The sequence below is a fragment of the Amycolatopsis sp. NPDC052450 genome, from assembly GCF_044547565.1.
Lineage (GTDB): Bacteria > Actinomycetota > Actinomycetes > Mycobacteriales > Pseudonocardiaceae > Amycolatopsis.
Genome location: NZ_JBIUAQ010000010.1, coordinates 175,705 through 202,689, shown reverse-complemented (window position 1 = coordinate 202,689; position 26,985 = coordinate 175,705). Strand labels below are relative to the sequence as shown.

At 67.4% G+C, this 26,985-nt stretch carries 27 protein-coding genes; 19 read left to right on the top strand and 8 right to left on the bottom strand.

The genetic code is table 11. From position 1 onward, the window contains the following. Nucleotides 1-395 precede the first annotated feature (395 nt). Nucleotides 396-638: a hypothetical protein gene (locus ACIHAO_RS19325; RefSeq protein WP_396559606.1), complete on the bottom strand. Its 243-nt coding sequence runs from the start codon at nt 636-638 to the stop codon at nt 396-398. Between the two features lie 1,882 nt (nt 639-2,520). Here ACIHAO_RS19325 and ACIHAO_RS19320 point away from each other — a divergent pair. Further along, a complete protein-coding gene (locus tag ACIHAO_RS19320) occupies nt 2,521-3,906 on the top strand; it encodes a multiprotein-bridging factor 1 family protein (protein ID WP_396559604.1) in 1,386 nt (461 codons plus the stop codon). Further along, nucleotides 3,903-4,457 carry an NUDIX domain-containing protein gene (locus ACIHAO_RS19315; RefSeq protein ID WP_396559602.1) on the top strand — a complete coding sequence of 185 codons (555 nt, stop codon included), beginning with the start codon at nt 3,903-3,905 and terminating at the stop codon, nt 4,455-4,457. The genes ACIHAO_RS19320 and ACIHAO_RS19315 overlap by 4 nt, the downstream gene beginning before the upstream one ends. 48 nt (nt 4,458-4,505) lie before the next feature. Here the strand turns inward: ACIHAO_RS19315 and ACIHAO_RS19310 are convergent, their stop codons facing one another. The 4 genes from ACIHAO_RS19310 to ACIHAO_RS19295 form a co-directional block, all read right to left on the bottom strand. Next, nucleotides 4,506-5,678, bottom strand: a complete 1,173-nt coding sequence (locus ACIHAO_RS19310; protein WP_396559600.1) for an FAD-dependent monooxygenase — start codon at nt 5,676-5,678, stop codon at nt 4,506-4,508. Next, a complete protein-coding gene (locus tag ACIHAO_RS19305; RefSeq protein ID WP_396559598.1) occupies nt 5,675-6,784 on the bottom strand; it encodes an MAB_1171c family putative transporter in 1,110 nt (369 codons plus the stop codon). Before ACIHAO_RS19305 ends, ACIHAO_RS19310 begins: the two co-directional genes overlap by 4 nt. Next, on the bottom strand, nt 6,781-7,326 hold the full coding sequence (locus ACIHAO_RS19300) for a hypothetical protein (RefSeq protein ID WP_038520651.1): 546 nt from the start codon (nt 7,324-7,326) through the stop codon (nt 6,781-6,783). Before ACIHAO_RS19300 ends, ACIHAO_RS19305 begins: the two co-directional genes overlap by 4 nt. Before the next feature lie 65 nt (nt 7,327-7,391). Further along, a complete protein-coding gene (locus ACIHAO_RS19295; RefSeq protein ID WP_396559596.1) occupies nt 7,392-7,871 on the bottom strand; it encodes an XRE family transcriptional regulator in 480 nt (159 codons plus the stop codon). A gap of 300 nt (nt 7,872-8,171) precedes the next feature. Here ACIHAO_RS19295 and ACIHAO_RS19290 point away from each other — a divergent pair, with 300 nt between their 5' ends. Beyond that, nucleotides 8,172-10,472 (top strand): helix-turn-helix domain-containing protein, encoded by a 2,301-nt coding sequence (locus tag ACIHAO_RS19290; RefSeq protein WP_396559594.1) that lies wholly within the window; start codon nt 8,172-8,174, stop codon nt 10,470-10,472. Nucleotides 10,473-10,873: 401 nt separating this feature from the next. Continuing rightward, nucleotides 10,874-11,233, top strand: a complete 360-nt coding sequence (locus ACIHAO_RS19285; RefSeq protein ID WP_396559592.1) for a DUF6355 family natural product biosynthesis protein — start codon at nt 10,874-10,876, stop codon at nt 11,231-11,233. A gap of 360 nt (nt 11,234-11,593) precedes the next feature. Here the strand turns inward: ACIHAO_RS19285 and ACIHAO_RS19280 are convergent, their stop codons facing one another. Continuing rightward, nucleotides 11,594-12,259 carry a prepilin peptidase gene (locus ACIHAO_RS19280; protein WP_396559590.1) on the bottom strand — a complete coding sequence of 222 codons (666 nt, stop codon included), beginning with the start codon at nt 12,257-12,259 and terminating at the stop codon, nt 11,594-11,596. A 150-nt stretch (nt 12,260-12,409) separates the two neighbouring features. On the opposite strand from ACIHAO_RS19280, the gene ACIHAO_RS19275 reads away from it, so the two are divergent. Next, nucleotides 12,410-13,039, top strand: coding sequence for a hypothetical protein (locus ACIHAO_RS19275; protein WP_396559588.1), 630 nt, complete (start codon nt 12,410-12,412; stop codon nt 13,037-13,039). A gap of 508 nt (nt 13,040-13,547) precedes the next feature. Here ACIHAO_RS19275 and ACIHAO_RS19270 read toward each other — a convergent pair. Beyond that, the gene (locus ACIHAO_RS19270) at nt 13,548-13,823 is read right to left on the bottom strand and encodes a hypothetical protein (RefSeq protein WP_396559586.1); all 276 of its coding nucleotides are present in this window, start codon (nt 13,821-13,823) and stop codon (nt 13,548-13,550) included. A gap of 351 nt (nt 13,824-14,174) precedes the next feature. Between ACIHAO_RS19270 and ACIHAO_RS19265 the strand changes: the two genes are divergently transcribed. From ACIHAO_RS19265 to ACIHAO_RS19225, 9 genes are all read left to right on the top strand, one after another. Further along, nucleotides 14,175-14,870, top strand: a complete 696-nt coding sequence (locus tag ACIHAO_RS19265) for an SAF domain-containing protein (protein WP_396559584.1) — start codon at nt 14,175-14,177, stop codon at nt 14,868-14,870. Between the two features lie 38 nt (nt 14,871-14,908). Beyond that, nucleotides 14,909-15,793 carry a MinD/ParA family protein gene (locus tag ACIHAO_RS19260; RefSeq protein WP_396559582.1) on the top strand — a complete coding sequence of 295 codons (885 nt, stop codon included), beginning with the start codon at nt 14,909-14,911 and terminating at the stop codon, nt 15,791-15,793. Beyond that, nucleotides 15,790-17,169: a CpaF family protein gene (locus ACIHAO_RS19255; protein ID WP_396559580.1), complete on the top strand. Its 1,380-nt coding sequence runs from the start codon at nt 15,790-15,792 to the stop codon at nt 17,167-17,169. Before ACIHAO_RS19260 ends, ACIHAO_RS19255 begins: the two co-directional genes overlap by 4 nt. Beyond that, nucleotides 17,166-18,080 carry a type II secretion system F family protein gene (locus tag ACIHAO_RS19250; protein WP_396559578.1) on the top strand — a complete coding sequence of 305 codons (915 nt, stop codon included), beginning with the start codon at nt 17,166-17,168 and terminating at the stop codon, nt 18,078-18,080. Before ACIHAO_RS19255 ends, ACIHAO_RS19250 begins: the two co-directional genes overlap by 4 nt. Continuing rightward, nucleotides 18,077-18,970 (top strand): type II secretion system F family protein, encoded by an 894-nt coding sequence (locus ACIHAO_RS19245; RefSeq protein ID WP_396559576.1) that lies wholly within the window; start codon nt 18,077-18,079, stop codon nt 18,968-18,970. The genes ACIHAO_RS19250 and ACIHAO_RS19245 overlap by 4 nt, the downstream gene beginning before the upstream one ends. Nucleotides 18,971-19,051: 81 nt before the next feature. Then, nucleotides 19,052-19,219 (top strand): hypothetical protein, encoded by a 168-nt coding sequence (locus ACIHAO_RS19240; protein WP_396559574.1) that lies wholly within the window; start codon nt 19,052-19,054, stop codon nt 19,217-19,219. Nucleotides 19,220-19,221: 2 nt separating this feature from the next. After that, nucleotides 19,222-19,674 carry a TadE/TadG family type IV pilus assembly protein gene (locus ACIHAO_RS19235; RefSeq protein WP_396559572.1) on the top strand — a complete coding sequence of 151 codons (453 nt, stop codon included), beginning with the start codon at nt 19,222-19,224 and terminating at the stop codon, nt 19,672-19,674. 52 nt (nt 19,675-19,726) lie between these two features. Continuing rightward, nucleotides 19,727-20,662, top strand: a complete 936-nt coding sequence (locus ACIHAO_RS19230) for a hypothetical protein (protein WP_396559570.1) — start codon at nt 19,727-19,729, stop codon at nt 20,660-20,662. A gap of 62 nt (nt 20,663-20,724) precedes the next feature. Continuing rightward, nucleotides 20,725-21,129, top strand: a complete 405-nt coding sequence (locus ACIHAO_RS19225; RefSeq protein WP_396559568.1) for a TadE/TadG family type IV pilus assembly protein — start codon at nt 20,725-20,727, stop codon at nt 21,127-21,129. A gap of 5 nt (nt 21,130-21,134) precedes the next feature. Here ACIHAO_RS19225 and ACIHAO_RS19220 read toward each other — a convergent pair whose 3' ends face one another. Beyond that, a complete protein-coding gene (locus tag ACIHAO_RS19220; protein WP_396559566.1) occupies nt 21,135-21,659 on the bottom strand; it encodes a hypothetical protein in 525 nt (174 codons plus the stop codon). A gap of 87 nt (nt 21,660-21,746) precedes the next feature. On the opposite strand from ACIHAO_RS19220, the gene ACIHAO_RS19215 reads away from it, so the two are divergent. The 5 genes from ACIHAO_RS19215 to ACIHAO_RS19195 all read left to right on the top strand — a co-directional run bounded on the left by ACIHAO_RS19215 (nt 21,747) and on the right by ACIHAO_RS19195 (nt 26,941). After that, nucleotides 21,747-22,136, top strand: coding sequence for a hypothetical protein (locus ACIHAO_RS19215; RefSeq protein ID WP_396559564.1), 390 nt, complete (start codon nt 21,747-21,749; stop codon nt 22,134-22,136). Between the two features lie 33 nt (nt 22,137-22,169). After that, nucleotides 22,170-22,589 carry a hypothetical protein gene (locus ACIHAO_RS19210; RefSeq protein WP_396559562.1) on the top strand — a complete coding sequence of 140 codons (420 nt, stop codon included), beginning with the start codon at nt 22,170-22,172 and terminating at the stop codon, nt 22,587-22,589. Further along, nucleotides 22,589-25,498, top strand: a complete 2,910-nt coding sequence (locus tag ACIHAO_RS19205; RefSeq protein WP_396559560.1) for a BTAD domain-containing putative transcriptional regulator — start codon at nt 22,589-22,591, stop codon at nt 25,496-25,498. Before ACIHAO_RS19210 ends, ACIHAO_RS19205 begins: the two co-directional genes overlap by 1 nt. 942 nt (nt 25,499-26,440) lie before the next feature. Continuing rightward, nucleotides 26,441-26,605 (top strand): hypothetical protein, encoded by a 165-nt coding sequence (locus ACIHAO_RS19200; protein ID WP_396559558.1) that lies wholly within the window; start codon nt 26,441-26,443, stop codon nt 26,603-26,605. 39 nt (nt 26,606-26,644) lie between these two features. Further along, on the top strand, nt 26,645-26,941 hold the full coding sequence (locus ACIHAO_RS19195; RefSeq protein ID WP_396559556.1) for a hypothetical protein: 297 nt from the start codon (nt 26,645-26,647) through the stop codon (nt 26,939-26,941). The last annotated feature ends 44 nt before the right edge of the window (nt 26,942-26,985 follow it).

The following is a 26,985-nucleotide window of genomic DNA, read 5'->3' as shown; positions in this document are numbered from 1 at the left end:
CTGTTTGCCGTGCTCGTGTCGCTGGATGAGCGGTCTCGTGCTTTCGCATGGCGGCGAGGCGCAAGAAACGTTGTGGGGCAAGGCGAGTGAGAGGAACGCCAAGCCTGTCATTGAATCGGGTCACCGGACATGCCGGTGACACACGGAGTGCCGGTGATAACCGTCGCTCGGTACACGAGCGCGCCGTTGGGTGCCTCGAACGTTAGGACGGCGGCCCAGTCCGTGTTGCCAGTGGCGTTCTCGCCGCCTACGGTCCTTGGTTGGACGTCGTCGGCCGCCGCTGCGGACATCGTAAGAGCACTTGGTTGTTCGTTATGGCTAACTCCAGCCTCTATCGTGGACAGCGAAGGAGACTGAGTGTCGACCTCCGCTGTCGAGGTCTCCCCGGCAAGGAACTATTCGGTGACCTCCCGTACGAGCCGGGGCTTGTCGAAGCGTTGGTAGAAAAGCTCCAGGTAGATCAGGTCGTCGGACTCGATGTACAGCCGGCCTTGCTGGTCCAAGTTGAGACCCCACACCGACACGTCGGCCTGTGCAGGTGCGGAAAACCATGCGGCCGCAGCCGCGAATACCTCGGCGTAGTCGCGGCCACTGACCGCCTCGATCAGAACCGTGTTGTCGGCGAGCTGAGGGGACATGGGACTGTTCCTTTCAGAGGTACGAAGTTGGACGGCATGGAGTTCCAGGCATCTTCGGATGAAAGTAAGATCGCTGGTTCTAGACGCGGGACGATGGCGGATAGCAGGTGCCGCACCAGTTGACGGTCTGCTCGCCCGGGGGGAACGGCGGGCCGCACAGCTTCCCGCACTCGCTCACGCTCACGGTGATCCGACCGTAACGCAGCCGACGCAGATAGCGAGGAGAAACCCGGTGTAGGACAACGCGGCCGAAGAACCAGTACTCGACCAGCTCCGGCCAGACCCCATCGAGGGCCCCGTGGAACACCTGACCGGCCACGCCGCTCACCTCGCCGATTCATCGAGACCCAAGGCGTTATGCCGATCAGCGGGCTTCTGCCCCGTGATGCGGGGAACGACGTGCAAAGAAGACTGCTGAAGCGCGATCCCTAGCTGCCGCACCGTCATCGAGTGCGCCACAAGGATCGACTGAGGTACAGCCTCGACGACAAATGTCACCGGGGAACCAGAGCTGCGACCTTTGAATACCTGAGTTGCTGCCCCACCGCTCAGCAGTAGACAGTCCAATAGTGATGCCGTCAACACAGATGCCTTACCCACGTGGCCACCTCAGAATCGCGTCGACGACCGCCCCCGCACACCCAGTCACGGCCTGCCTCGTACGACCAAGAATCCTCGGGAAAACTTGCTCGCCGGTATAGCGGTGAGCAAAGGCGCGCTCGCAGGAATCCAGGAACAGGACATCCGTGTATTTCCCGTCGACACGGACGTACCATGCAGCGGCTACAGGGTCTGCCGCGCCGGGATACAACCGGTGAAACCCGTCTGCCATGGCGCGGTTAAGCACTACTCCCTCAGTCGCGCTCCACGGGCGCCCACAGTGAAGCAGTGATTCCGGGTTCACGACGCCTCGTTCGCATCGATAGTCACGAGATCCTCGGTTCTCGACCTGGGTGTGTCCACTCGCCGCGCTGTGGTGCCGCTGCGGTGCAAGAGCCGGAGAAGAGCACAGCGCCGCCGGTGTCCAGCCCGACCAGGCTCCGGCGGTTTCCTTTTTTCGCGCGCATACAGATCCCGAACATCGATCGGAACCGGGTGGGTGCCCTCGCGCGCCTGCGGGTGATTGAGTGCCCAGGCGCACCCTCGGCAGGCACGTCCTGAAGGCAGCTCATCAACCTGAGGAAGGATCACTGCCCCGCAGAGTGCGACCACCCCGACATTCGATCGGTCCGCAGTGTTCCCGTCACCGGAGACCTGGTGCTCAATCTTGGTAATGGCACAAGTGACCGGAGACGCGGCACGCGTCGCGGAAGGTCGACGTTTCTCGAGCATGATAGCGTCCATTGATTGACCGATTTGGAACGTTCGCGTTGTGAGGGAGTACGTAGGTCGGTTCCGGATTCATGAGAACCTCAAAATCTGTCCCAGTCGCAGGGATGTCAATTTGCCGGTCGGGAACGCGATATCCACGCTGCCCTAGCTGAATAGCAGGGACTGGGTGACACTGACGGCAGAGTTTGCAAACCCCGACGAACGCGCGCCAACAAAGCCCAAGTGATGTCATCGACAGACGGCAGCGGCATGGACGTTGAAGAACGGCTAGTGCTGTTAGAACGAGAAGAGTTAAAACGCGTTCGTCGCGTATCGGCTCGGATGGGCAATCGAGAGGGAACACAGTTTCCGCGTGCTTCGACAGCTGAAGGAAGGCAGTCGGTAGTCACAGGCACCAGCTCCTTGGACGGTGTGATGCCACGACACTGGTGTGCTTCGCCGTTGATGACCAGAGCACAAACCCAGCAGCAACTACGCAGGAACCTCGCACGCAATCGGCTGACCTGCGGTAATGTATGACCTGTCACGATATGTATTGGCAGGTGAACCTATGGCAACCAAAGAATCAGCCTTGGCTGCGGCCCGCTCGACGGTCGGGCTCACCCAGGAGAACCTTGCCTTCGCATTGGACGTGAGCGTCAGCACCCTCAGCCGTTGGGAGAACGGCTTAACCAAGCCGCTTCCTTCTAAACGTCCGAAGCTGGCCAAGCTTCTCCATGTATCCGTCGTAGAGCTGGACCAGCTGCTCACGCGGGATCGTAAGAATGCGTCAGACGTTGTCCTCGTAGCAGCTTCGCCGACTGGTGCGGCTCCCTTGGAGCCCTTGTCGATAGGGCCAGCTACGTCGCCGCGCTTCCCTCATACTCTCGATGATGCCTTGCGTGGCTTGGAAGCGATAGCCCGTGTTGACGACGGAGCCGACATGATGCCCGGAGCGCGTGCCTTTGAGGGTCGGCTGCCTGCTCAGGCTGTTCGTGCTTGGCGTCTCAGGGGAGAGAACATCGATATCCCGACCGCCGGTGTTCCCACGAGTGTCCGTGACATCGCCGAGATTACGGCGACGACAACTGCGCTTGATCGGCTCGACCGCCAGTTCGGTGGCGACTACAGTCGCGGGCTGGCGGTGAAGTACCTGACGAGCCGCGTGCTGCCCATACTCCGCAGGCCGGCATCCGATTCGGTGCGGCGGGAGCTATTTCAGGCTTCGGCGGTTTTGAGCGAGGTCATCGGCTATATGGCGTATGATTCGCAGCTCCACCGACTCGCCCAGCACTATCTCATCCTGTCACTCCGGCTAGCCAAGCAGGCGGGCAACCCCGCGTACGGATCGTTTGTGCTCGCCACCATGAGCCATCAGGCGTTGTACCTGGATCGGCCTGATCAGGCGTTGACTCTTGCTCTGGCCGCGCAAGAGACTGCTTCGTCCGCCTCCATCGCCGCCGTGAAGACTGAAGCAGCCATGCTCGAGGCTGCGGCGTGCGCGACTCTGGGCGATCAGGGGAGCAGTACTGAGGCCCTACGTCGAGCAGAGAAGTCATACGACCAGCACGGGCCGGCAGACGAGACTCCCTATTGGATGGCGCACTGGGATGATGCAGTGTTCGCGAGTTTCGCCAGCTCAGCGTGGCTTGAGCTCGGGAATGTTCGAGCGGCGGAACCGTACCTCCAGACCCTGTGGGACAACGCCCATGGGCAGGTCCGCCGCCAGGTCTTCGCCGCCGGGCAACAAGCCAAAGCGGCACTGCTTGAACACGATGTAGAGCGGTGTGCTCGCTATGGCACGATAGCGGCCGAAGCCGCTGCGGCCGCCAACTCGAAGCGCTCGCATCACATCGTCCGCGACCTGCTCAGCCAGCTTGAAGGGCGCAGGCAGCTGCGGCCTGTACGCGAGTTGACAGAGACGGTGGCCACGCTCCTACCAAGTGAGGCACCTTGACGCATGAGCAGCCCAACCACTGCGGTGATCGCACAGTCTTCCAGCACGACTTGAAGGACGAGGGCGATCCAGAGCCCGAGTTCAACGTGGGAATCGCCGAGCACCTGCCGCGAAAGAACGTTGCAGCAGGTGTACTCATCCGTGACGATTCGGGTCGGATCCTCTTCATATCACCGACCTACAAGCCGTTTCTAGACATACCAGGAGGCTTGACCGAGGACGAGGAATCGCCGCTAGCCGCTTGCTACCGCGAGGTTCGGGAGGAACTTGGGGTCGACTTGCAGATTGGCCGGCTGTTACTCATTGACTGGATGCCAACTCACGGCGTGTGGCGTGACAGTGTCCAGTTCATCTTTGACGGTGGCGTACTCGGCGTCGAGCAGATCGAGGCGATTCGACCGGCGGCCAACGAGGTCAGTCGCCTCGAGTTCCTCCACGTTGACGCTGCCAAACAACACCTCCGCCCATCAATGGCTCGGCGAGTTCGGCTGGCGCATCGAGCACTTCTGGACGGTTCGACGTATTACGCCGAGTTCGGTCGAACCCTGTAGGGTCGCAGCAGAAATAGAAGTAGAATAGATAGCCGTCGCTGAACTTTCTTAGTCCCAAACGATTTGGTGGTCGTGTAACCACGCTGGTGGATCCATGGCACCGCTTTGCGCTGCCTGGGCGATTCTGCGGTCGCGGCTTCGCTGTTCGATCCACCGCGGCGTGCCGCGTCGGTGCGTCGTGCGGCTGCGGCGGCTTGTCCCAGCTCGAATGACTCTTTCACGTCGCATGGCTTCGAAGGCTTCGAGTGCCGTCGCTGTCTCTTCGTTGCTGCGAAGTTGTTGGGCGAGAACAACTGCGTCTTCGAGGGCTAACGCGGCGCCTTGCTCTGTAGCTGGTGGGACGGCGTGGGCTGCGTCGCCGATGAGGATGATCTGGTCTGTGCGCCATGTCGGCATGGTGTCGAGGGTGCGTGTGTTGGAGGGCAGGATGACTGTCGCGGCTCGGATGATGTCCGCGGCAGGCGTACGGTCGCGTCGAAAGAGCTTCGTGAGGCGTTTGCGCCAGGTTTCGGTGTCGCGCGGTTCCTCGGTTGATAGTGGCTCTGGGGAGGCGATGTTGGCATACCAGTAGATGTCGCCGCCGGCGGTCGTATAGCCAAACGTTGCCTTCCGCCCCCAGTAGATGTGAAAGGCGTCCGGCGACGGAGGAGCGGCGGTGCTCGCGGGGGCGTAGCCGTAGACGAGGTGGGTTCCGGCGTAGTGGGGTTCTGGTGCGGAGGGAAAGGTCATCCGGCGGGTTGTGGAGTTGAGTCCGTCTGCGCCGATGAGCACGGTGCCTTCGGCTGTGGATCCGTCGTCGAAGGTTGCGAGAACGCTGCCGGAGTGGCTAGTCGCGGCTATCAGGCGCTTGTTCATGGTAACGGCCGCTCCGCGGGCGGCGGCCGCGGCGCGCAAGACGCGGGCGAGGCGGGCGCGGGGCATCGTGCGGGGGACGTCGTTGTATCCGTTGCCGGTGAAGGAGACCGTGCCGAGGTGTCGGCCGGTGCCTGAGCTGAGTTCGGTATTGGCGACGGGGTAGGAGAGCTCGGTGACGATGTCGTGTGCGTCGATGGCGCGCAGGGCGTTGAGACCGTTGCGTGGAAGGCGTAGTGCGGCTCCGCTGTAGTCGCCTCCGTCGTGCCGAGCTTCATAGACCTCGGCTGTGATGCCGGCTTTGCGCAGAGCTATGGCAGCTGCGGATCCCGCGATGCCGCCGCCGACGATGATCGCGTGATGGGTCACGCGGCCCTCCCCGAGGTGGCTGAGTGTCTTGCAGCGTAGGCACGTGAGAGCGCTACGAGTTCGTCGACCTCGTCGTGCGGCGAGTTGGTCTCCGGGATTGCGAGAGGGACGGCCCGCTGATGCTCGCCGTGGTCGACAGGGGAGCACTGGAGCGCTTCGGCGATGAGGTCTGACAGCGGTGTGTCGGCTGGACGATCCTCGCGGAGTTTCGCTACGCGTGGGCTAATTCGGACGAGTCCGTCTCGGCATTCGATCATCCGGCGGTAGTAGCGCCGGTGCACGTCCCATACGCGAAGGGAGTCCCACGGCGTGGTGGAGGCGCGGAGAAATTCGTCTTCAGGGAACGCATGGTGTAGAGCTGTCCACAATGGCCTAAGTGCTTGGTAGGCCTGACGTTGCCGCCACCAGATACGTATGGCGGTCAGTCGCATGCGGGCCGCCGGATAGAGGAGGCCAACCACGATCGCGACGATGCCGGTGAACGACAGCGTCCCGTTCGCGCCGATGATGTTCATGAACAGGGTTCCAGTGAACCAGTACTCCACGTCGATCGCGGCGAATATTCCGCTGGTTACGGCTGTCAACGCGAAGCCGACCGCCGCGACGCGGAGTCCCAAGGCCAGCCGCCGCTCGGCCTGGCGCGCGTAGCGCAAAGCTGAGATTGCGCAGGCGGCCAGCGCACAGCCCATGAATGCGTTCGCGGCGAAGTAGATGACCGACATATACGGGACGGACATCGGCGTCGGCGCCAGGGCGGCGGCACCGATCATGACGACTTCGGCGGCGAGGAGGACCAACAAATTGCGACGGGTGCGGCGTTTGGCCACCTGTCGCGACAGCGTCGCCGCATCGAAGAAGAACAGCAGGGAGAGAACGGCGGCCGACGTGGGAGCGTGCCATGCGACGGCGGACCACACCGGGCCCCCGCGCACGAGCGACGCGTCGCCGACGACGTCACGCAGGATGCGCCCAATGAGCGCGAAGGCGAGGAAGCCGACGATGCCTTGTAGGGGGAGGTTCCAGGGTTGCCGGCTGAGCTGATAGCCCTTCCAGACCAGGCCGCCGAGGAGGCAGCAGATCAGTGCGGCGCTGATGAGCCAGCTCATAGCCAGCCGATCCGGGCGCCGAGAGCGGTGTCCATGCCGCGCGCGGCGCCGTCAGAGGGCCGCGGGGCCGCGATGTTCAGGATGGACGCCCACTCGAGGATAATCGTTGCGACAGCTTCGGCCTCCCGTTCGTGGTCGGTGTCGTAGGCAGTTCTCCGAAGCGCCCGTTTCACCGCATCATCGCCGATATCCGGGTACTGCTCGCTCAGCGATCGTGTGTCTGGCGTCGTGAGCCCGTCGGGAAGGACGTCGCTGTCGAGAGCGCCCTGGTGGCCGCCGAGGATGTGGCCGAGTTCGTGCAGGACGATGTGGTCCTGGTGCAGTTTGGACGTTTCCTTCTGGAAGAGTATGTAGTCCGCTTCTCGTGTGGAGATCCACATGCCGAAAGGGCCGGGGACGGGGATGGGGTAGGCGATCAGGCGGATCGGTTTGCCGCGGATCTCGCCCATCTGACGGCATAGCTCGGTGACGTCCAGGGGTGGGCGAATATCGAGCTTGCTCAGCATCTCGCGGCATTGTCGGCGTATGCGCCGTTCTGACACCCGCACCCTCCCTTCGCACCAGCGACTTCAGGCAGCATCGCAGAAATCGCTATGGCCAGTCCGTTCTAGACGCCTGGAAGCCCTCCATCGGGTGGCGGCGGCCTCTCGGCTTGCTCTTGTTGGTAGACGAGTTCGAGCATGTCCTTCACCAGCTTCAAGCGTTCGGGGGACAGCTGCCCGGCGCGCATCGCCAGCAGCTGAATCTCCTCGTCACCCGAAAGGCTGGCCATCCTGGCGCGCTCCGCCTTCAGCGCTTCCAGCTGCTGGTCGACTTGCCGCACCAGCTCGTCGTCGTCATCGAAGAAGTACGCGACCGGGACCTCGAAGAAGGCGGCTAGCCCTTCCAGGTAGCTCTTCGTCGGATTGGTCTTCGTGCCGTTACGGAGTCCCCAAATGTAGCTCTGAGATGCCGTCCTGGCGTATCCGCCAGCGACAATGAATTCGGCGACCTGCTCGTTGCTGTACTCCTTGCCGTCCGGTCGCTTCTTCGTCGCGAAGAGGTCGTTCAGCTTCGCGGCGAGCGTTCGCGTCGCTTGCCCTGCCACCCCAGGCCTCCATGACAGCCGCCGTGTCTTCACTGATGAGACACCCAATCGGGTGATCACTTTCTCGTCAGTTGAAAAGAGCTTTCTCCTGAGAATAGTCTCGACTCAACGAATCCTCAACTGAGGAGAAAGTTCGCCACCCAGGTGGGCTAGCGGGCTTGGAGCCTCAAGGTCGGAGGAAGTTGATGGTGACCGCAAAGGCGCCAGTGCAGAAGGCAGGTCCGGGCTCGCCCCGGCGCAGCGGGGCAAGAGCGGCTCGCGTCTAGCGCGGTCGATTGCTCTGCGGATGGGGAGACGCAGATGCGACAGATCAACAGCTTTGCCGAGGCGGTGCACCGGCTGCGCCGTGAGCGTGGAATGAGCCTGGGTGACGTGGCCGCGAAGGCTCGCTACAGCCCGAGCTACTTATCCAAGCTGCTCCATGGCCACCGGCGCCTTCTGCCGGAGGTCGTGCGCCAGATCGACACCGTCCTCGACGCGAAGGGGCAGCTCGAACGCCTCGCCGAACAACAACGCTCCGAAGGTTCGGCGGGTGGGGGCAAGCCGATGCAGTTGCCCGCCGACGTCCCAGGCTTCGTCGGACGCGCAGACGTCCTGCGGACGATGGACGCCGCACTCGCGAGCCGGGTAGAGGGAGGTGCCCACACGATCGTGATCGAAGGAGGCTTCTGGGTCGGCAAAACGGCCCTGGCCGTGCACTGGGTCACCCGAAATCTGGATCGGTTTCCCGGCGGCTGCCTCTTCGCCGATATGCGCGGGCTCGGCCCCGGTGCACCCAGGACGCCGGAGGAGGTACTCGATGGCTTCTTGCAGGCATTGGGCGCCGGTCAGGCAGACCTGAACGGCGAACTCGAGGTCCGGTCCGCGCGGTTCCGATCGATCCTCGCCGAACGCCCCGCCGTGGTGGTCCTCGACAACATCGCCGACTACAGCCAGGTGCGGCATCTGCTGCCCGGCGGCGGCAGCGTCGTCGTCGCTACCAGCCGTGAGCACCAAGCCAGTCTGCTGCTGCGGACCGGCGGCGTGTCGATCGACTTGGCCGCCTTGCCGGTCGCCGACGCGCTGACCTTGCTCGCCAGCCGTGCCGGCCGTCATCGGCTAGCCGCGGACCCGGTGGCCGCGGAAGCGGTCGTACGGCGCTGCGGCCGGCTTCCCATGGCGGTCCTGATCGTCGCGGAACACCTCCAACAGCGTCCCGGCAGCACACTGGGCAAGATCGCCGCCCAGCTGGCGACTGACCGCCACCGGCTAGACCTTTTCACCTCGCCGGACCCCACGGTCAACATCCATGGCGTTATCGACCTGTCCTACCTCGCTCTGCCGCCGGCCGCGGCACGGCTGTTCCGTCTGTTGGGGATCAGCCCCGCGTACATCGTCAGCGCGGACTCCGCTGCCGTTCTCGCCGACATCGAACCCGACCTTGCGGAGTCGCTTCTCACCGTGCTTCGAGAGGCTCACCTGGTAACACCCATGCCGGATGGCCGCTACTGCATCGACTACCTCCTCCGGGCATACGCACACCAACGTGCGCTGGTCGAGGAACACCTCCGCGACGTTGAGAAGGCCCAAGACCGGGTTCTCAGGTGGTACACGGCGCGAGCGCTTTCCGCCAACAACTCGCTCATCCCGAACTGGCGTGACTCGATGATTAACAGCCTGCTCGCGGACTTCGACCAAGGCAGCCCTGGCTTCGATGAGGCAATGTCCTGGTGCCATACCGAGGTCGCGACCGCCCTGCAAATCGCGAAGAACACCCGCAGCCACCTCGCAAAGGACCTCCTGTGGGTCCTGCCGACGGCATTCCTCCCGTACTTCGCTATCACCAGGAGCTGGACGGACTGGCTTATCGCCGCCAACGACGGGCTCGACGCCGCAATCGCGGCGGAAAGCACTCCAGGGACTGCTCGTAGTCTGCAAGTCCTCGGCTGGGCCGAGCGTGACCTCGGCCGGACGTCTGAAGCCATCTCGCATCTCACGCAAGCCCTCGAGCTATTCGTCGAACTCGGCGACGAGCTGCCCGCGGCATGGACCGCACACGGCTTGGCGCTCGCTCTCGCCGATAGCCAACGGCACGGTGAAGCAATCACCCACTTCCTGGCGGCGGACGACCGGTTCCAGGCACTTCACCACGGCATCGGCGTCGTCATGAACCGGGCAGCACTCGCCCTTGCCTTCCACGAGGCCGGTGATCGCGAGCGAGCCGTCGACACCGCGCGCGAGGCACTGAGCCTCGCTCAAAGGCGCGACTCTGATGGCATCCACAGCGTCGCGCACCACAGCCTCGGCCTCCTGCTGCAGCGTAGAGGCGAACATAGGGCGGCTCTTACACACTTCGATGCCGCGATGTCCCTTCGGCGGCATCCGTGGCAACGATGGAACCTCGCTGACACACTGATCGCCCGAGCGGATTCCTTGCTAGCCCTGGGGTTCCGTTCGCAGGCCGCAGCCGCCTGCGAAAAAGCTGCCGACATACTGGAAAGCCTCCGCGATTCCCGGGCACATGAAATTCGTGCGCGCGCCGCGATGGGCGGAAAATCTGAGTGGGCAGCGAAGAACGGGCCCGTGGGTACAGTGTCGTGCTTTCCTTCGTGGGCACGGTAAAGCATTTGTAGCCACGATTGAATGCGATGATGTGGCCTGCCGTGCGGCCAAGCTGGCATGCGCTCTCGAGTTCATAAATCTAGCACTCAGTGTGAGCCCAATCAGGCTAGATCTGGTTGGGCTCAACTGGTTTTGGCGCCGGGGTGGCATCCAGTCTTCTTGGGCTCTCGAAGGCTTCGTGGTTAATGAAAAGCATTTCCGTCTTGACAGAGTCATTACAAGATCGACACAGAATCGGCACAACGTTGTGCTCGCCTGAGGGGTTCCCGTTCAACTTGTGACGGTGGATAGTGAATAGCAGAACAACGGAACTTGCCGCAGATCGGTTTCGTCGATCTTGTGGATCATCGGTGGCTCGTTGTTTGACTATTCACTTCCATTGCTCTTAAAGGGTTGAGGATATGATTGGAATTTCGTGGACTCGTGCGGTTCGATACGGTTTGGTCGGAGTGGTCGCAGCGCTTGCGGTCGCCGGGTCGAGTGTGACGGCAAACGCTGCCACGGCAAGGGAAACAGTGGCTGGCGGTCCTGTCGCCGTCAGCGAGGGATGTGGCTATCTCGGCTGGGGAAAGTACCGGCACTGCGACGGCGGAACCAGGTCCACAGTGATGCTGGACGTCGAGGATATCTTTGGTGGTCTCTTCCGCTACTGCGTCGGCCCCGGCACGACCAATCTCCAGCCGGTCATCAGATGGCGAGTGACTGGTGCCTGGTGGAACGGGGGCGTCAACTGCATTCCGGGCTATTACGGCCCAGCGTGATCGAGACTCGCCAGAGCCATCATCACCGGCCCGGGACTTGCTGATCGGCGGTTGCTCTGGTGCTCCGGGGAGGCCAGCGCCCCGGACGCGGCGTGGCGGGAATCCAAGCTCTCCGCCCCAGTTTGGCCCGTCACGCCGCACCCCAACTAGCCGTTCAGCGGCTAGCGCTCCGTCGGTGTCATCGGGGGATCGACGGAAGCCGCCGGGGTGGCACCCCTCCCCTCAAGCGCCACCCCGGCAACCCCGCAAGCGCAGAAGCCAGCAGGTAGGACAGTCCCGCTACGAGCGTTGTCAGGGAAGCAGGGAAGAACGATGACGAGCCAGGCACTCGTGGAGCCACATCACACGGCGACAGGCGTTCTAACCGTTCGCCAGTACCATAACCAGCGCGCCCGCCAGAAGGCACGGCCCGAACGGCACCACCACGGCGCCGTCTTCATCACGGCGTCGGACGCCGGGCGCAGCGACCAAGACCAACGCGAGCAGCGAGGCCGTCAGCAGCGCCCCAGCGACCTGGGCCCAGCCGATCCAACCGGTCACCAGACCGACCACGGCGGCCGCGCTGACGTCGCCGGCACCGATACCCCCGCCGGTGGCCACGGCGAGGATCAGGAACAGTCCACCCGCCGCGGCGAGTGCGGCAAGCGCTCGTACGCCCGGCGCGGGGTCGCGACGGACCAAACACAGCACCGCGAAACCCGCCATGGCGCCCGCAAGCAGCGGCCACATCAATGCCCGGGGCAGCCGATGCTCGCACCAGTCGATTACCGCCAGCGGAACCGCCAGGATGGTCACGAACCCGTAGACGGCGAGTTCGCCGCGTGCTTCCACTCGCCAGCCCAGCAAGCCGAGGGCGGCGGCCGTGAGCACCGCGCCGAACCACCAGGTCGCGGCCAGCCTCCGCTCCTGTCGCAGGAACCGGCGTGTGAGCCCTCTCGCCGCCGCACCGAGCACCAGGCCGACGGCCGCGCTGCCACTCCACCACCAGCTGCTCGCCGCCAGCTGCACGACTCCTCCACCCCTCACTTGATCACCTTGTACGCCATCCTGCCCGCCGGATCTTCCGGCCGACCGGCTCTCAAACCAACGGGTGAACTTCACGCGAGAGCTGCTGCCCGGAGCGCCATCACCACGAAAGTCGGTCTTGGGGCGAACCCGCTGCAGTGGAGCGTCACGGTGGTGCGGCTCGCCCACAACGATCTGCGATCGTCGATGAAACGGGGGACCGTAATGACCCACTACCGCAGCACCCGCCTCGCCCTGACCGGCCTTGCCGCTGCGGCCGGACTTGGCTTGAGCGCCTGCAGCTCGGACGACAGCGCAACTCCGGCTTCCGCGACGCCAGCACCGTCAATCGCACCCAGCACCACAGCCGCCTCGCCCGCCGACGTCGCCAAGCAGAAGGCCACTGCCGCCTACCTGGACATGTGGAGCGATATGGCCGAAGCTGCGACGACCTCGGACTGGCAAACACCAAAACTGGCTCAGAACGCGACAGGCGAAGCGCTGCAGACCATTTCCCGAAGTTTGTACGCCGATCACTACAATGGCCTGGTCACCAAAGGGCAGCCCGTCAATCACCCGAAGCCAGCTTCGGTAGAGCCACTCGACAACCCGACTTCGGTCACGCTCACCGATTGCGGCGACTCGACGAACTGGCTCAAGTACCGGGCTGACAATGGTCAACCAGCCAACGACGGGCTGAGCGGACGCCGACAGATCGAGGCATTGGTGAAGAAAGCCGTCGATGGCTCGTGGAAGGTGACGACCTTCGCGGTACACGAGGTCGGATCATGCACCGAGTAAGCAGGACCGCGCTGACAGCGGGCGCGGCGGTACTCCTTTCTCTCGCTGCGGCAAGCCCGGCTTTGGCCGATGGTTGGGGCAACGTCAAGTGCGGTGAAGCCGGAAACCCGTCCTGCGATCTCGGCGCTGGTCGCGGCGGCCACTCCGCTCCCATCCCGGGCCCAGTGCCCGGCCCGAAACCTGGTGGCCCGAAATCGCCGGCAGGCGAACAGAGCAAAGCCGCTCCGCCGCCCGGCGACCGGATTGTCGGCGGTAACAGCAACCAAGCCGATTGCTCGTACGTGCGCAGCAACTACCAGCCACCGGGGAACGGTGTGCAGACGATTCGCTCCCACCGACTCCGCCCGGGTTCTGATGGGGTGCAGTTCGTGTCGCTGGCCCGTCCGGGGGCCCAAGATGTGGTGCTGGCGCAAGGTCCAGGTTCGAGCGGCGCGTGGTACGTCTATCAGTGTTCCGGTCAGGGGCAGCGGGACGCGCTCTACCGGGCGCCGGTGTGGATTCCCGATGGTCAGGCACCGGGTGCCGCGCCGCTACCCTCGCCAGAAGAGTTGGCCGAGCAGGCGCGGTCGCAGCTGCTGTTGCCGAGTCCGGTGATTGGCTCAAGCCCGGCCGGAACCCAGCTGGTGCAGTTGCCGACGTGGTTGTGGCTGGACCGGGCGGTGTGGCGGCCGCAGTCTGCGACGGCTTCGGTTCCCGGGGTGTCGGTCACCGCGACCGCGACCCCGGCCGGGGTGTCCTGGGCCATGGGTGATGGCAGCACCGTGTCCTGCGCTGGACCGGGCACACCGTTCCCCGCCCACAGGGATCCGCGGGCGGCGTCCCCCGATTGCGGCCACACCTACCAGCGTTCGTCGGCCGGTGCGCCGAGCGAGCGGTTTCCGGCCGTGGCGACGGTGTCGTGGCGGATCACGTGGTCGGGTGCCGGGGCGTCGGGCACCTTCCCGAACATGGCCACCAGCGCAGCGGCATCCTTCCGGGTTGCCGAAGCTCAAGCCTTGGGCACCGGATAGCCGGACGACGTTCCCAACTGAATCAGCAGTTTTTCTCTTTCCTTTTTCTGACCGTGTATTCGCGGCGGCATTTGCTGACCGGGTGAATACGTGGTGCGGGTGAGCTATGCCTGGAGGGGTTTCTCGTGACCAGTACTGACAGTTCCGCGCGCGGCGGCGAAGCCCGGCCGGTGTCGTGGCTGGATTCCTCGGGTTCGCCATCGAGGTCGGCTGCGCGCCGCGGTCGGCGCCGGTTGCCGCATCTGGTGGCGGGGGTGCTGCTGGTGGTGCTGTGTGTCGGTGGCGCGGTGTGGTGGACGACCAGCACCCAGCACCGGGTTCCGGTGCTGGCGCTGGCGAAGCCGGTCCCGCTCGGGCATGTGCTGACGCCCGCGGACCTGCGCAGCATCGACGTGTCCGCAGCGCCGGGCGTGGCACTGATACCGGCGGATCGGGCGGCGAGCGTGCTGGGGCGGCCGATGGCGACCAGCCTCGGCGCGGGAACGCTGCTGACGCCGGACGCGGTGGGCGCTGCCGCGCTCCCCGCGGTGGGCCGGGCGGTGGTCGCGGTCGTCGTGAAGCCAGGGCAGGCCCCGCCCGAGCTAGCCGCCGGAGCCCCGGTGACCGTCGTCGTCACCGCCGCCACCACAGCCGGAAGCTCGGCCACCGGACAAGCACCAGGAACGTCCTGGCGTGCCACAGTCGTCGGGGTCACCCCAGCAGGCACGGACCAGACCACCGTGGTGTCGCTGGAAATCGACACCACCGGGGCGTCACGACTGGCTCAGGTCCCGGCCGGGCAGCTGGCGTTGGTGATGCAACCGGCGGGCGGTGAGCGGTGATGCTGATCGCCTTGTGTTCGGTGAAAGGCTCGCCGGGCGTGACGACCCTGGCCGTCGCGCTGGCCATGACTTGGCCGCATGCCGAGAGCACGCGCCGTCTGGTCGCCGAGGTCGACCCGTCCGGAGGCGATCTGGCGATGCGGTTCGGCCTGCCGGCCGCCCCGGGACTGGTGAGCCTCGCCGCCGCGGCACGTCGCACCCGTGATCCCGCGGTGGTGTGGGACCACACCCAGGCGCTGCCTGGCGGCGCCCGCGCGCTGGTGGCCCCGCCGGGTGGCACGCACGCGCGTGCCACGCTGTCGACCCTGGCCACGGCCTCGGACGGGCCGCTGTTGCCCGTCGTGGCCTGTGACGCGGGTGTGGTGGTGTTCGCGGATTGCGGGCGGGTGGATCCCGGATCACCGGCCGAGGCGATCGCGCGCTGCGCCGATGCTCTGGTGTTGGTGACCGGGGCTCAGGGCGACGACCTCGCCCACGCCGCGGCGCGGCTGGGGGAACTGGCGCGCTGGACGCCACGTCCCGGCTTGCTGCTGACCGGCGAGGGCTATCCGACCATGGATGTCGAGCGTGAGCTGGGGATACCCGCGATCGGGCGTCTCCCCCACGACCCGGCCACTGCCGCCACCCTCACCGGCCACCGGCCGCCACCGGCCCGCCGCCGCGGCAACAACGGTGGCCTTGCCCGCCACGCCGCCGCTCTCGCCCGCACCCTGGCCGAACCCGCCACTCCCATCGCCCCACCACCGGCGACCATGCCGGCCGGAGTCCCGGGTGTACCTGCCCAGCAGGTGCGCCGCCCCGGTGGCGTGCTCATCAGCCCGCCCGGCCTCGGGCCACCCCCGGCGTCCGCGCCGCCGCGGGTGATTGATCCGCGGCGCAACGGCCATCAGCCAAGCACCGCCGGGAAGGAGCCACTGGCATGACTCAGATCCATCACCCAGCCGCACCGTCCGCCGCGCCAGGCAACGGAGGCGATGCCGAGCAGCGGCTGCGTGCCCGGCTCCGGCAGGCGCTGACCACGGACCTACCCGGCCGGGTCGAGACCGTGTCCCGGACGAGCGGCGGCGGGTTGAGTGTGGCCCGGCGTCGCGAGGTGGGCCGCGAGGTCCTCGACACCGCGGTCGCCGCACACAGTGAGACCGAACTCCTGGCCGGGCGTGCCCTGGTGGATTCGGCGACGGAGCAGCGGGTCGTCGACCAGGTTTTGGATGAGGTGTTCGGCTTGGGCGGTCTGCAGCCGCTGCTGGCGGATCGGTCGGTGGAGACGATTGCGGTCAACCGCTTCGACCGAGTGTTCGTGCAGTACAACGACGGCCGCCGTGCTCAGGTGGCGCCGGTGGCGGCGTCGGACGGGGAATTCACCGATCTGATCCGCACTCTCGCGGCTCGGGCGTCGTCGGAGGAGCGCAGGTTCGATCGCGGCAGTCCGGCGCTGAACCTTCAACTGCCCGGCGGCGAGCGGCTCTTCGCGGTCCTCGGCCTGACGGCGGGTGGGGTGACGGCGTGCACGATCCGCCGGCACGGCTACCTCACCACCACCCTTCCGCAGTTACGTCGTCGCGGCACCCTCGACATCGGGCTGGAAAGGTTCTTGCGCGCGATGGTGCGGGCGCGGAAGAACGTGCTGATCACCGGCGGCACCGGCGCCGGGAAAACCACGCTGCTGCGGGGCCTGGCGGCGGAGATGGACCCGCTGGAGCGGATCGTCACGGTCGAGGACGCGTTCGAGCTCGGTCTCGATCGGGATCCCGAGCTGCACGCCGATGTCACCGCTCTGCAGGCCCGCGAACCCAACGTCGAGGGCGAGGGTGCCATCGATCAGGCGGAGCTGGTCCGCTGGGGCCTGCGCATGTCCCCGGACCGGGTCATCGTCGGCGAGATCCGCGGGTCTGAGGTCATTCCGATGTGCAACGCCATGTCGCAGGGCAATGACGGCTCCATGGCCACCCTCCATGCCAGTAGCTCGAAGATCGCGTTCACCCGCCTCGCCTCCTATGCCGCCCAGGGACCGGAACGGCTCCCGCTGGAGGCCACCGCGCTGCTTGTCGCGAGCGCGGTGCATTTCGTGGTTCATCTCGACCGAGCCGTCGATCGGACGACGCGGGTGATCGCCTCGATCCGGGAGGTGATCGACGCCGAGGACGGGGTGGTGATCTCCAACGAGGTCTACCGCCGCGGCCCGGGCCGCCGCGCCGTCCCGGTGGCCGGCGCCCTGCGCGCCGACACCCTCGACGACCTTGTCGCCGCAGGCTTCGCCCCCGACCTGCTGAGCCGTCCGGATGGGTGGTGGACGCCATGAGCATCGACACCACGACTATGCTCGCCGCCGCGCTCGGCTTGGGCGCGGGCGTCGGTCTGCTTCTGATCGTGGCCGCCTGGCACCGGCCCGCGGCGGTGCCGCCACCTTCGCGCCCTCCCATGTTGCTGCGCGCCGCACGCGAGCAGGCCGGAAGCCGGCGGGTGCTGCTGCGCCTGGCCGTGGCGGTCGGCGCGGGCGCACTGACCGGCGCCGCGACCGGGTGGGTGATCGGCGCGGTACTGGCGGCCGCAGGAGCGTGGTTCTTGCCCCGCCTGGTCGGCCCGGACCGCGCCCACGCCAGACGGGTCGCGCGGATCGAGGCCATCGCGTCGTGGACGGAAATGCTGCGCGACGTCCTGTCCGCCGCGGCGGGGCTCGAGCAAGCCATCCTCGCCACCGCCCCGCTCGCGCCCGCGGCCATCCGCGGCGAGGTCACCGCCCTCACCGCGAGACTGGAAAGCGGGCAGCGCCTGGCGCCGGCCCTGCGCACTCTCGCACGCGAGCTGGACGACCCGACCGCAGACCTCGTCCTCGCCGCCCTCGTGCTCGCGGCCGAGCACCAGGCCCGCCAACTCGGCGACCTGCTCGGCTCCCTCGCCACCACCGCCCGCGAACAGGCCGCGATGCGCATGCGCGTGGAGACCGGCCGCGCCCGGACCCGGACCTCGGTACGGGTCATCGTCGCCACCACCCTCGCCTTCGCCGCAGGGGTCGTGCTGTTCAACCGCGCCTACCTCGACGTCTACAACACCGCCACCGGCCAACTCGTCCTGCTACTCATCGGGTCCCTGTTCGCCGCCGGGTTCGCCTGGCTCGCCCGGATCGCGACCGGCGGACGGCAACCACGGGTGCTCATCCTGGACAGCCCAGCGGCTGGCGGCGCGCGAGACGGCGGAGGTGGGCCTTCATGATCCCGGCACTCGCGTTCGGCGCCGGTGCTGGCACAGGGCTCTGGCTGCTCCTGGCCTGGGCCGTGCCGCCTCGCCCGCCGCTGAGCGACCAGCTCGCCAAGGTCAGTGCCAGGCGGCCGGCCACGCCGATCGTCCTCACCGGCGAGGCCGCGTGGGTGCGCGCCTGGGGCCGCGTTTTCGTGCCCGGCCTGCGGATTCTCGGGCTGCCCGGTACGAAGATCGAGGCCGATCTGCGGGTCGCCGGCCGCGGCGTCGACACCCACCTGGCATCCAAAGCCGTGCTCGCCATGTGCGGGCTGCTGGCGCCGTGGCTCTTGCAAGCCGTGCTGGCAATGGGCGGACTGTTGCTGGGTGTCGAGGTGCCACTGCTGGCCGGGCTCGTGCTCGCCGCGCTCGGCTTCCTGGCCCCGGACCTCGAGGTCCGCGCCAAAGCCACCCAGTCGCGGCGCGAGTTCCGCGACGCACTCTCGGCCTTCCTCGACCTCGTCTGGATCACCCTCGCCGGGGGAGCTGGGGTCGAGGCCGCTCTCGGCGACGCCGCGGCCGTCGGGACAGGCCCGGCGTTCGACAAGATCCGCCGCGCGCTGCACGCCGCCCAGCTGACCCGCACCACCCCCTGGGCCACGCTGCGTCGGCTCGGCGAGGAACTCGACATCACCGAACTCGCCGAACTCGCCGCGTCGATCTCTCTGGCCGGGACCGAAGGTGCTCGCGTCCGCGCGTCTCTGGCGGCGAAAGCCCAAGCACTGCGGACTCACCAGGTCACCGACGCCGAAACCGATGCCCAGGCTGCAACCGAGCGCATGGCCTTGCCGGTGACGTTGCTGTTCCTCGGATTCTTGGGATTCATCGCCTATCCCGCTGTCATTCAGGTCCTCAACGGGCTTTAGCCCGCGCGGAGTCGTAGCGAGAAGCCTTGCACGGAAACGAAAGAAGGAGCCATGAAGCAATACGTCCGTACGATATCGACAGTGGTGTCGGTGAGGATCGCCGTGCTGCGAGCGGACCCTGAGCGTGGTGAGATCACCACCACCGTCATCGTCACCGCGCTGATGGCCATCGCCGCGATCACGATCATCGCGATCATCGTTGCGAAACTGACCGAAAAGGCCAACTCGATCAACCTCGGGATCGGCTGACCATGCCGATCCGAAACCGCTCACCGCGGCGACTGCGCGGCCCGCTGGCTCGCCGGATCCGGCACGCCATGTCCGGGGACCGGGGCGAGGTCACCGTCGAGCTGGTCATCGCGACACCTTTGCTGCTGCTGGCTTTGCTGGCGATCATCCAGTTCGCCGTGTGGTCCCACGCGACCCACGTCGCCCAGACCGCCGCCTCACAAGCCCTTGCCGCGGCCCGCGTCCAGCACGGCACCGCCGGCGCGGGACACGCCGCGGGACAACGGCTGCTCGACGACCTCGCCGCCGGCCCACTCCGCGAGCCCCAGCTCACCGTGACCCGTGACGCGACCTCGGTGGCGGTGAGTATCCGTGGTGAGGCCGCCACGGTCCTGCCCGGCGTGCAGCTGCACGTGCACGCCGAAACCGCCGGCGAGGTCGAGCGCTTCGTGCCCGACACGGGCACCACGCCCTGACTTTTCCTTATCCAGAGCCAGATTCTGGTGCGAGATCGACAGGAGTCTCCTAATGGGCAACCTCAGCCGTTCGCCGGTGCTCGACGGGGTGTTCCCGGACGGGCCGGACACCGTGCTGCTTCATCCCGCCGTTACCGCACGCCGCTGGCGGCGTCGGCAGATCGTCGCCGCGGTGCGACCGGGAATTGTCCTGAAAGGACTGTTTGGGGCAACTGTCGTGGGATTCGCGCTGGTGGCGGGAAACGGATTCGCCGGGAAGTTCATTTTCACCGCCGTGGTCCTGATCGTCGTGCTCGCCGGATGGCGTGCTACGTGCGTGGCCCGCGAGGGGCGGGGGCCGCACGGTGATACTCCCGGTACCCGGTTGCGTCGCGGTGAGGGTTGGCGCAGTAGGGACTTCGCCGACCTCGGTCCCGATACCGCGAGGTTGGTACGGGAATTGCTGGCCGGAGTCGACGAGCTGCACCGCACACCGGCCCGCGCCTGGATCGACCCCGCGCTGCCCGGTGAGGCGCACCGGGTGGTGTGGCAGGCCCTATGCTGTCTCGACCGCAGCCGCGACGCGCGCGCCCTCGCCGAGGAACTCGCCACCGATCCCGACGCCGGCGAGGACCTGGTGGCCGCGGCACGCCAGGCGGTCACCACGATCGACCACGGCCTGGGCGAGGTCGCCCGGCATCTGCATGGCTGCCTGCTGCTGACCCGAGCGTGGGAAGCGAAACTGCGGCGCACCGACCTGACTCACCGCACCGGCGATGTTCTGGCCGCTCTGCCCGGCCACGACCACCTTCGCCGACTGACCCAGGCCGCGGAAGTGCTGCCGCAGAACGTGTTCGCTCACGTCACCGCGGCCCGCGACCTCACCCAGGCCGGGGAATTCCCCTGGGAACGGCCATCCACGGAGTGGCCCCGGCTGACGCTGGTCCCACCTCACCGTGCGACCGCACCGCGTGGCGCCGGTGGCCCGGCAGGGGAGGGCTTGTCGTGACGTGGCGAGAGAGCCGACAGGTGGGAAGGATCCGGGTCTGGTGGTGTGCTGAGCGCGGCTCGGTGACTGCCGAAGTCGTGCTGGTGACACCAGTGCTGGTCATGCTGCTGGTGTTGCTGGCCGTGGTGGTGCACCGTGGTGTCGACGCCCGGCTGCGGCTCGACGACGCCGCCCACCAGGCCGCTCGCGCCGCCACCCTGCACCGCTCCACCACGGCCGCCGCCACTGCCGCTCGCGACACGGCCGGCACCGCGCTGGCTCAGGCGGGTGTGGTGTGCCGCGAGGTGACCACCACGCTGTCGGGCACGCTGGTTCCCGCCAGCGCGGTGACCGTGCACGTCAGGTGCACGGTCGACTTTGGACAAGCCACGCTGCTCGGCGTCCCCGGCGAGAAAACCCTGGAATCGTCCGCCAGCGAAGTGGTGGACACCCACCGGTCCCAGGCCCGCCCTGGCGGTGCCCGATGACGTCGTCAGCGCGCGAGTGGAATCCCCGGCACGAGAGCGCGGAGCTGGGCGCCGGTCAGCGTCCGGTGCTCAAGCAACGCCTCGGCGATCCGGCTGATGTCCGTCCAGTGCCGGTCGACGAGGTCCTGCGCGATCGCGGCCCACAGATCGGGCTGATCGACCGCGAGTCTGTACGCGCGGCGGGCTTCGACAATCAGGGCGAGGTCGTCGTGCCCGCCGTGCAGGTAGGCGCCGAGGCGAACATCCTCTGCGGTCACGCCCTCATGCAGCCGTTCGGCCTCGCTGGTCACCTCGAGGACATGACGGGCCTGGGCGAGCGGCCCGGCGTGCGCGACGACCGCCACCGACGACATGTCGACGCGGCGCGGCCGGACAGCGGTGAAACCCACGCGCCCGATGCCACGCGGCCGCAGCGTCACGTAGCGCAGCGACCGGCCCCGCAGCAGATAGACGACCACGTGCCCAGCCTCATGCCACGCGGTCAAACGATCCTCGCCCAGGTCGGGCGGTTCCGTCTCGGGCGCGGTCACGCCGCCCATTCTGCTCACCCCGCAGGCACGCCGGGCAGCGGCACGTCCGTGTACCGCTTGCGGTGGTGGCGGGCGGAGGAAGGCAGGGTGACAGCGTTCGTGCTCGCCCTCCTGCTCGGACTGCTTGCGCTGACCGGGCTGAGCCTGGACGGCGGCCTCGCCCTGGCGAGCAAGATCCGCGCCGGCGGGCAAGCCGAGTCCGCAGCCCGCGCCGGCGCCCAGGCGCTCGACCTCGCCGCATATCGCGCCAACGGCGTTGTCCGCATCGACCCGGTGCGGGCGCGTGAACTCGCGCAGCGATACCTGGCCAGCGTCGGTGCCACCGGCACCGTCACGGCTACCGGGGACACGGTGACCGTCGAGGTCACCGCCGTCTACCGGACCCAGCTGCTGTCGCTGGCCGGGGTCGGCGACATCCACACCCACGGGCGGGGCGCCGCCCATCCGCAGCGCGGGGTCACCGGCATCGAGCCCTGACCCGCTGGCACGTACTGGAGGGAGAACACCGGCATGGTCACCACCAACGACGAGATCACCCGACGCCTCGAGGAGCGAGATTCCGCGCGCAGCGCACGCCGCGCCCAGGCGGCCGGCACGGTGGGCGAGCTGGCCCGCCGACACGCCGACCTGGCCGAGCAGCTCGCCGACCTTGAACGCGAGCTCGGCGAGGTCCTCACCGCGGCCGGCGACGTCATCGACGTGCCCGAGCTCGCCGAGGTCACCGACGTCCCCGCCGCCGACCTCACCCGCTGGCGAGACCAGGTGACCAAGCCCGCCCGCGGCGGCAAACGCAAACGCCCCGGCACCGCGACGAACAACCGTGTCCCAGGCACCCCCGCGGCCACCGAAACCCGCACCGCCCAGCCCGCCGCACCTGCACAGGACGCTGTCCGCCGCGGCAGCGCAGCGGTCGGCGCTGCGAGTAACTGATGTTCGGCCGTGCGCCGCTCACGCACACCGCACGGCTGCCGGGCCGGGCGGTGCGCGGGTTGCTCGCCGCAGTCGTGCTGGCCGCGCTGGTGGCCGGGGTTCCGTGGGCGCTGATCCACGGCGTGGGCTGGCCGTTGCCGGATCACCTGCCTAGCCTGGACGAAATCGGCACAGCGCTGATGACACCCATGTCAGCACGGTTCCTGCTCGACGCCCTCGCCTGCCTGGCCTGGCTGCTGTGGCTCGTGTTCGTCCTCGACCTCGCCGCGTGCGCGGCCGACGTCGCCCGCGGCGGGCTACCGGACCTGAAACGGCAGGCAGGCCCGGTGCGGCGGGTCGCGGCCGTGCTTATCGGCGCCCTGCTCGTGGCCGTGCTGGGCCGCACGGCCACCGCCGCACCCCTCAACCCCGCCGACATCGCGCACCCCGCCGGTCACATTGAGGTGGCCGTCACCGCTCCCGTCTCCGCGACACCGGTCGTCGATGAGCAGCTTCCGGTCCAGCCCGGAACCGAGCGGGTCCAGCCACCGGAGAACGGGGTGTACGACTCGCTGTGGAGGATCGCGCAGCGCTGCCTGGGCGAGGGTGATCGCTGGCCGGAGCTCTGGGCCCTCAACCGCGGCAGCGTCCAGCCTGGAGGACGGATCCTGGCCAATCCGAACCTGATCCACCCCGGCGACACCCTCCACCTGCCCGGCACCAGCCGGCCGCCCGACCCGCCGACGCCGCCCCAACCGGAGCCGCCCGCATCCTCGTTGTCCCCGCCCGAATCAGCACCACCGGCACCGAGCACGACCGCGCCACCCTCCTCGCGAACTCCTCCGGTCGCGACGTCCCGCCCGACGCCAACGGCCGTCCCTGCCGCGGATGGATCTGCCGGGGGCGCGGTGAGCTGGGGGAGCGGTGAGGTGTTCGTCAGCCTGGGCCTGGCCGCGGCGGTCAGTGCCCTGCTCGTGCTCGCGCGACGGCGGCGCCACGCGCGCTACCGGCCCGGCAGCGGCCGGCGCGAAGACGACCTGCCGGTCGCCCCGGTGGTGTATCAGCTGCGGCTGGCCCATCTGTGCGCCCGGCACCGCGACGAAGACCACGATCTGAACGCCGACGCCGACACCGCGATCGGCGACCTGGCCGGTCGTGAACCTGGTGGCGGAGACCTGGCACCGCGGTCGACCACCGCACCAGAAGGAGCTGGTGACGAAGGTCGGCTGAGGGTGCTCGCGCCTCGTGTCCGCCGCGTGATCGGCGCCCCCGGGACCGGCGTCGGACCGGCGACGCTGCCGTCCGTGGTCGACATCGCGCTCGACGCCACGCCCCCTGACCTCGACGGCAAGGCCGCCGCAGCAGGCGAGGGGAACCAGGTCGCCCTCGACCTGGCCCGTGTCCACGGGCTCGGCCTGGTCGGACCAGGCGGTTACGCCGCGGTCCGCGCCCTGCTGCTCACCCTCCTGGCCACCTGCTCCGAGAACGCACCCACGCTCAGGGTTTACGTGCCCGGCGCAGACGTGGCCCGCCTGCTCGGTGTGCCAGGAGCGGCCACAGACCTGCCGACATCGATCACCGTGGTGGACGACCTGGACACCGCCCTGACCGCCTTCGACGCCGCGGCGCCGCCGCGGCGCGCTGTCGTGATCGCAACCCCACCCGGTGACCCCGGGCAGCAGTTGCGGCTGCAGCACCTGCTCGACAACAACGGCCAGCACGGGATCACCGCGCTGCTGCTGGGCCAATGGCGCGCCGGCGTGACCGCCTACGTCACCGCCGGCGGAGTCATTTCGGCCACCGATCCCGGACTCGGCGAACCCCTGCGAGGAGCCCGCGCCTTCACCCTGCCCGAGACCGCGACCCGAGACCTCCTGGCCTTCCTCCGCACCACCGCACCCCACAGCAGCGGCACCACCGACGCCGACCCGCCCCGTGACAACCCCGCACCTGGGAAGACAGTGACACCACCGGGCACGACGCCCCGGGCCGCGCCGCAGAACGCCGCAGGCGACCCGCGACGACTGGAGATCACCGCAGGACCGCCCGCACCGGATTCACCCCCGGCCAGCGAACCGGGCGAGGAACCACGCCCACATGTGACCGGCAGGGATCCGAGCCCACCGGCGCCACTCGCGCTGACAGTGTTCGGTGCCCCTGCCCTGCACTGGCGCTCCGACCCTCGCAAGGCTGAGGGGGAGCTGCGCGACGTGTCCGGCGCGCTGAGCAACCGCCCGCTCGAACTGCTGGTCTTCCTCGCGGTACATCCCGGAGGGGTGTCCCGGGATGCGATCGTCGACGCTCTCTGGCCGAACGACCCGCCCCGCAACCCCGCCAGCGTGCTGCGCACCGTTCTGTCCCGCATCCGCCGCGCCCTCGACACCGCCACCCGCGGCACCGCCGGCGACCTGGTCCTGGCCGAGCACGGCCAGTACCGGCTCGACCCCGCCGTGGTGGAGGTCGACTACTGGTCCTTCGCCGACGCGGTGACCCGCCGGCGCACCGCCGCGGCTGAGCGACGCACCGACGCCTATGAGGCGATCGTGGCGCACTACGGCGGCGCCCTGGCCGACGGCCTGGACTCCGACTGGCTCATCGCCGCCCGGGAAGCGACCCGGCGCGACGCGCTCGACGCCGTGGCCGCGCTCGCCCGCGTCCGCGTTGAGGCCGACCCCGACTACACCTTGGATCTGCTGGAAACCGCGCGGGCGTTCGATCCGCACAACGAACTGATCTACCGCGACATCATGCGCCTGCAGCACGCACTCGGCTGGCACGACGCGATCTCCCGCACCTTGGACCTCCTGCGAACCCGCCTCGCTGAAATCGACACGACGCCCACCGCGGACACCGCCGACCTCGCCAAGCGGTTACGCGCCCGCGACACCGGGATACCGGTCGGGGACTTCTCCCGATCCACGGCGCCATGAATGAACACGCCACCGGTTCGCGAACACGCCATGTCCATTCGGGATCGAGGCGTGTTTCCCGCGCGGTAAAGGTATTTGTGCGGAACAGCGAAATACCTCGATTTCCCGCCGCGATTCCGCCCGTGCCGATGCTAGCGTCGACCGTGGCAGCACAACCATCGAGGTCAAAGAAAAAGAATTTCGTGGGCGCACAATTGCATTCCCCTGCACCTCTGACATCGACTCTCGTCGAGTGTTATCGGCGACTCTCGCGCGCCACAAAAATACTCTGGCGCCACCATGGCGACCCGCATACCCTGCGCGCGGACACCACCTTGAACAGCAGGCCCGAGCCGACGGCGCGGTCACTCAGTGCCGCGCCCGCCGCCTCCGCCTATGCGGAGCGTGACTGCCAACCGTGGGACCGCCGACCCGGCCAATCAGCCTCGTCCTCCGGTATCCGCTTAAGGCGGATCCCCCCGTGTCAGTCGTTCCCGCAGGTCACGCCCCCTAAAGGGGGATCCACCGGTATCCCAGACTCGCTTGACACCAAGCAGGTGAACACATCAGGCCCGGCGGCGATGTCACGCGGCTTCCTCATCGTTTCACCAGCGCTCACCCTTGCACCTCACTCACCTGCCCCCTTTCTTCTGTTCTCTTTCTCTCTTTTATTAAAACAAACTACATTTACCCGCGGTTTCAGCTGTAGCCGGCCACTCCCTTCTTGGGCAATCTGCAACCGCCTGACCTGGGCAAACATGTCCGTGAAATCGCGCGCATTCACGCGAAAATATAGGCAAAATTCCCCGAAATTGACCCCGGAAAACTATTGCGCGGGCGCCCGGGGTCGAGTTACGTTTGTTGTGTCACCGGGAAAACCGGAAATCATCACAAACCACCGCACCGGGCGCGAATGGTCCCCCGGAAAGCGGAAAACCGGCAAACACGTGATTGGGGATTGCTATGTGCTACGCCGACACCACCGACAACCCGGGCGGCACCGCCGCCGCGCACTGCTATTGCGGTTGGTCCAACACCTACCCCGACCACGACACCGCCGACGCGGCCGCCGAATCCCACACCCGCGACGCCGAAGCGGCGGAAGCCGAATTCGCGGCCACCCACTGACCACGCCCACCGTGCCCACCGCGAAAGGGGCCGAACACCATGAACCACAACCCCGCCGCGCCGCACCCGGACGTGCCGACCATGCGCGCGGCCACTGTCGCCACGATCACCGCCCACGACTGCGAACGCTGGGTGTGCGTGTGCGGGAACACGCCACACAGTAGCGGTTTTTGCATGATCGACAGCAACGGCGATGACGCCGCCCACGCCCCCGAACGGTGGGTCGAACCCTTGTACAAGTGCGACGGATGCGGGCACGTGATCGACGCCGCGACCTACGACGACACCACCCACACCGTCGCCGTCGTCGGCCGACTTCCCCACCGCGTCCACTGATTACCCGACTGCGAAACCGCGACACCGCAACGAAAGGGGCAACA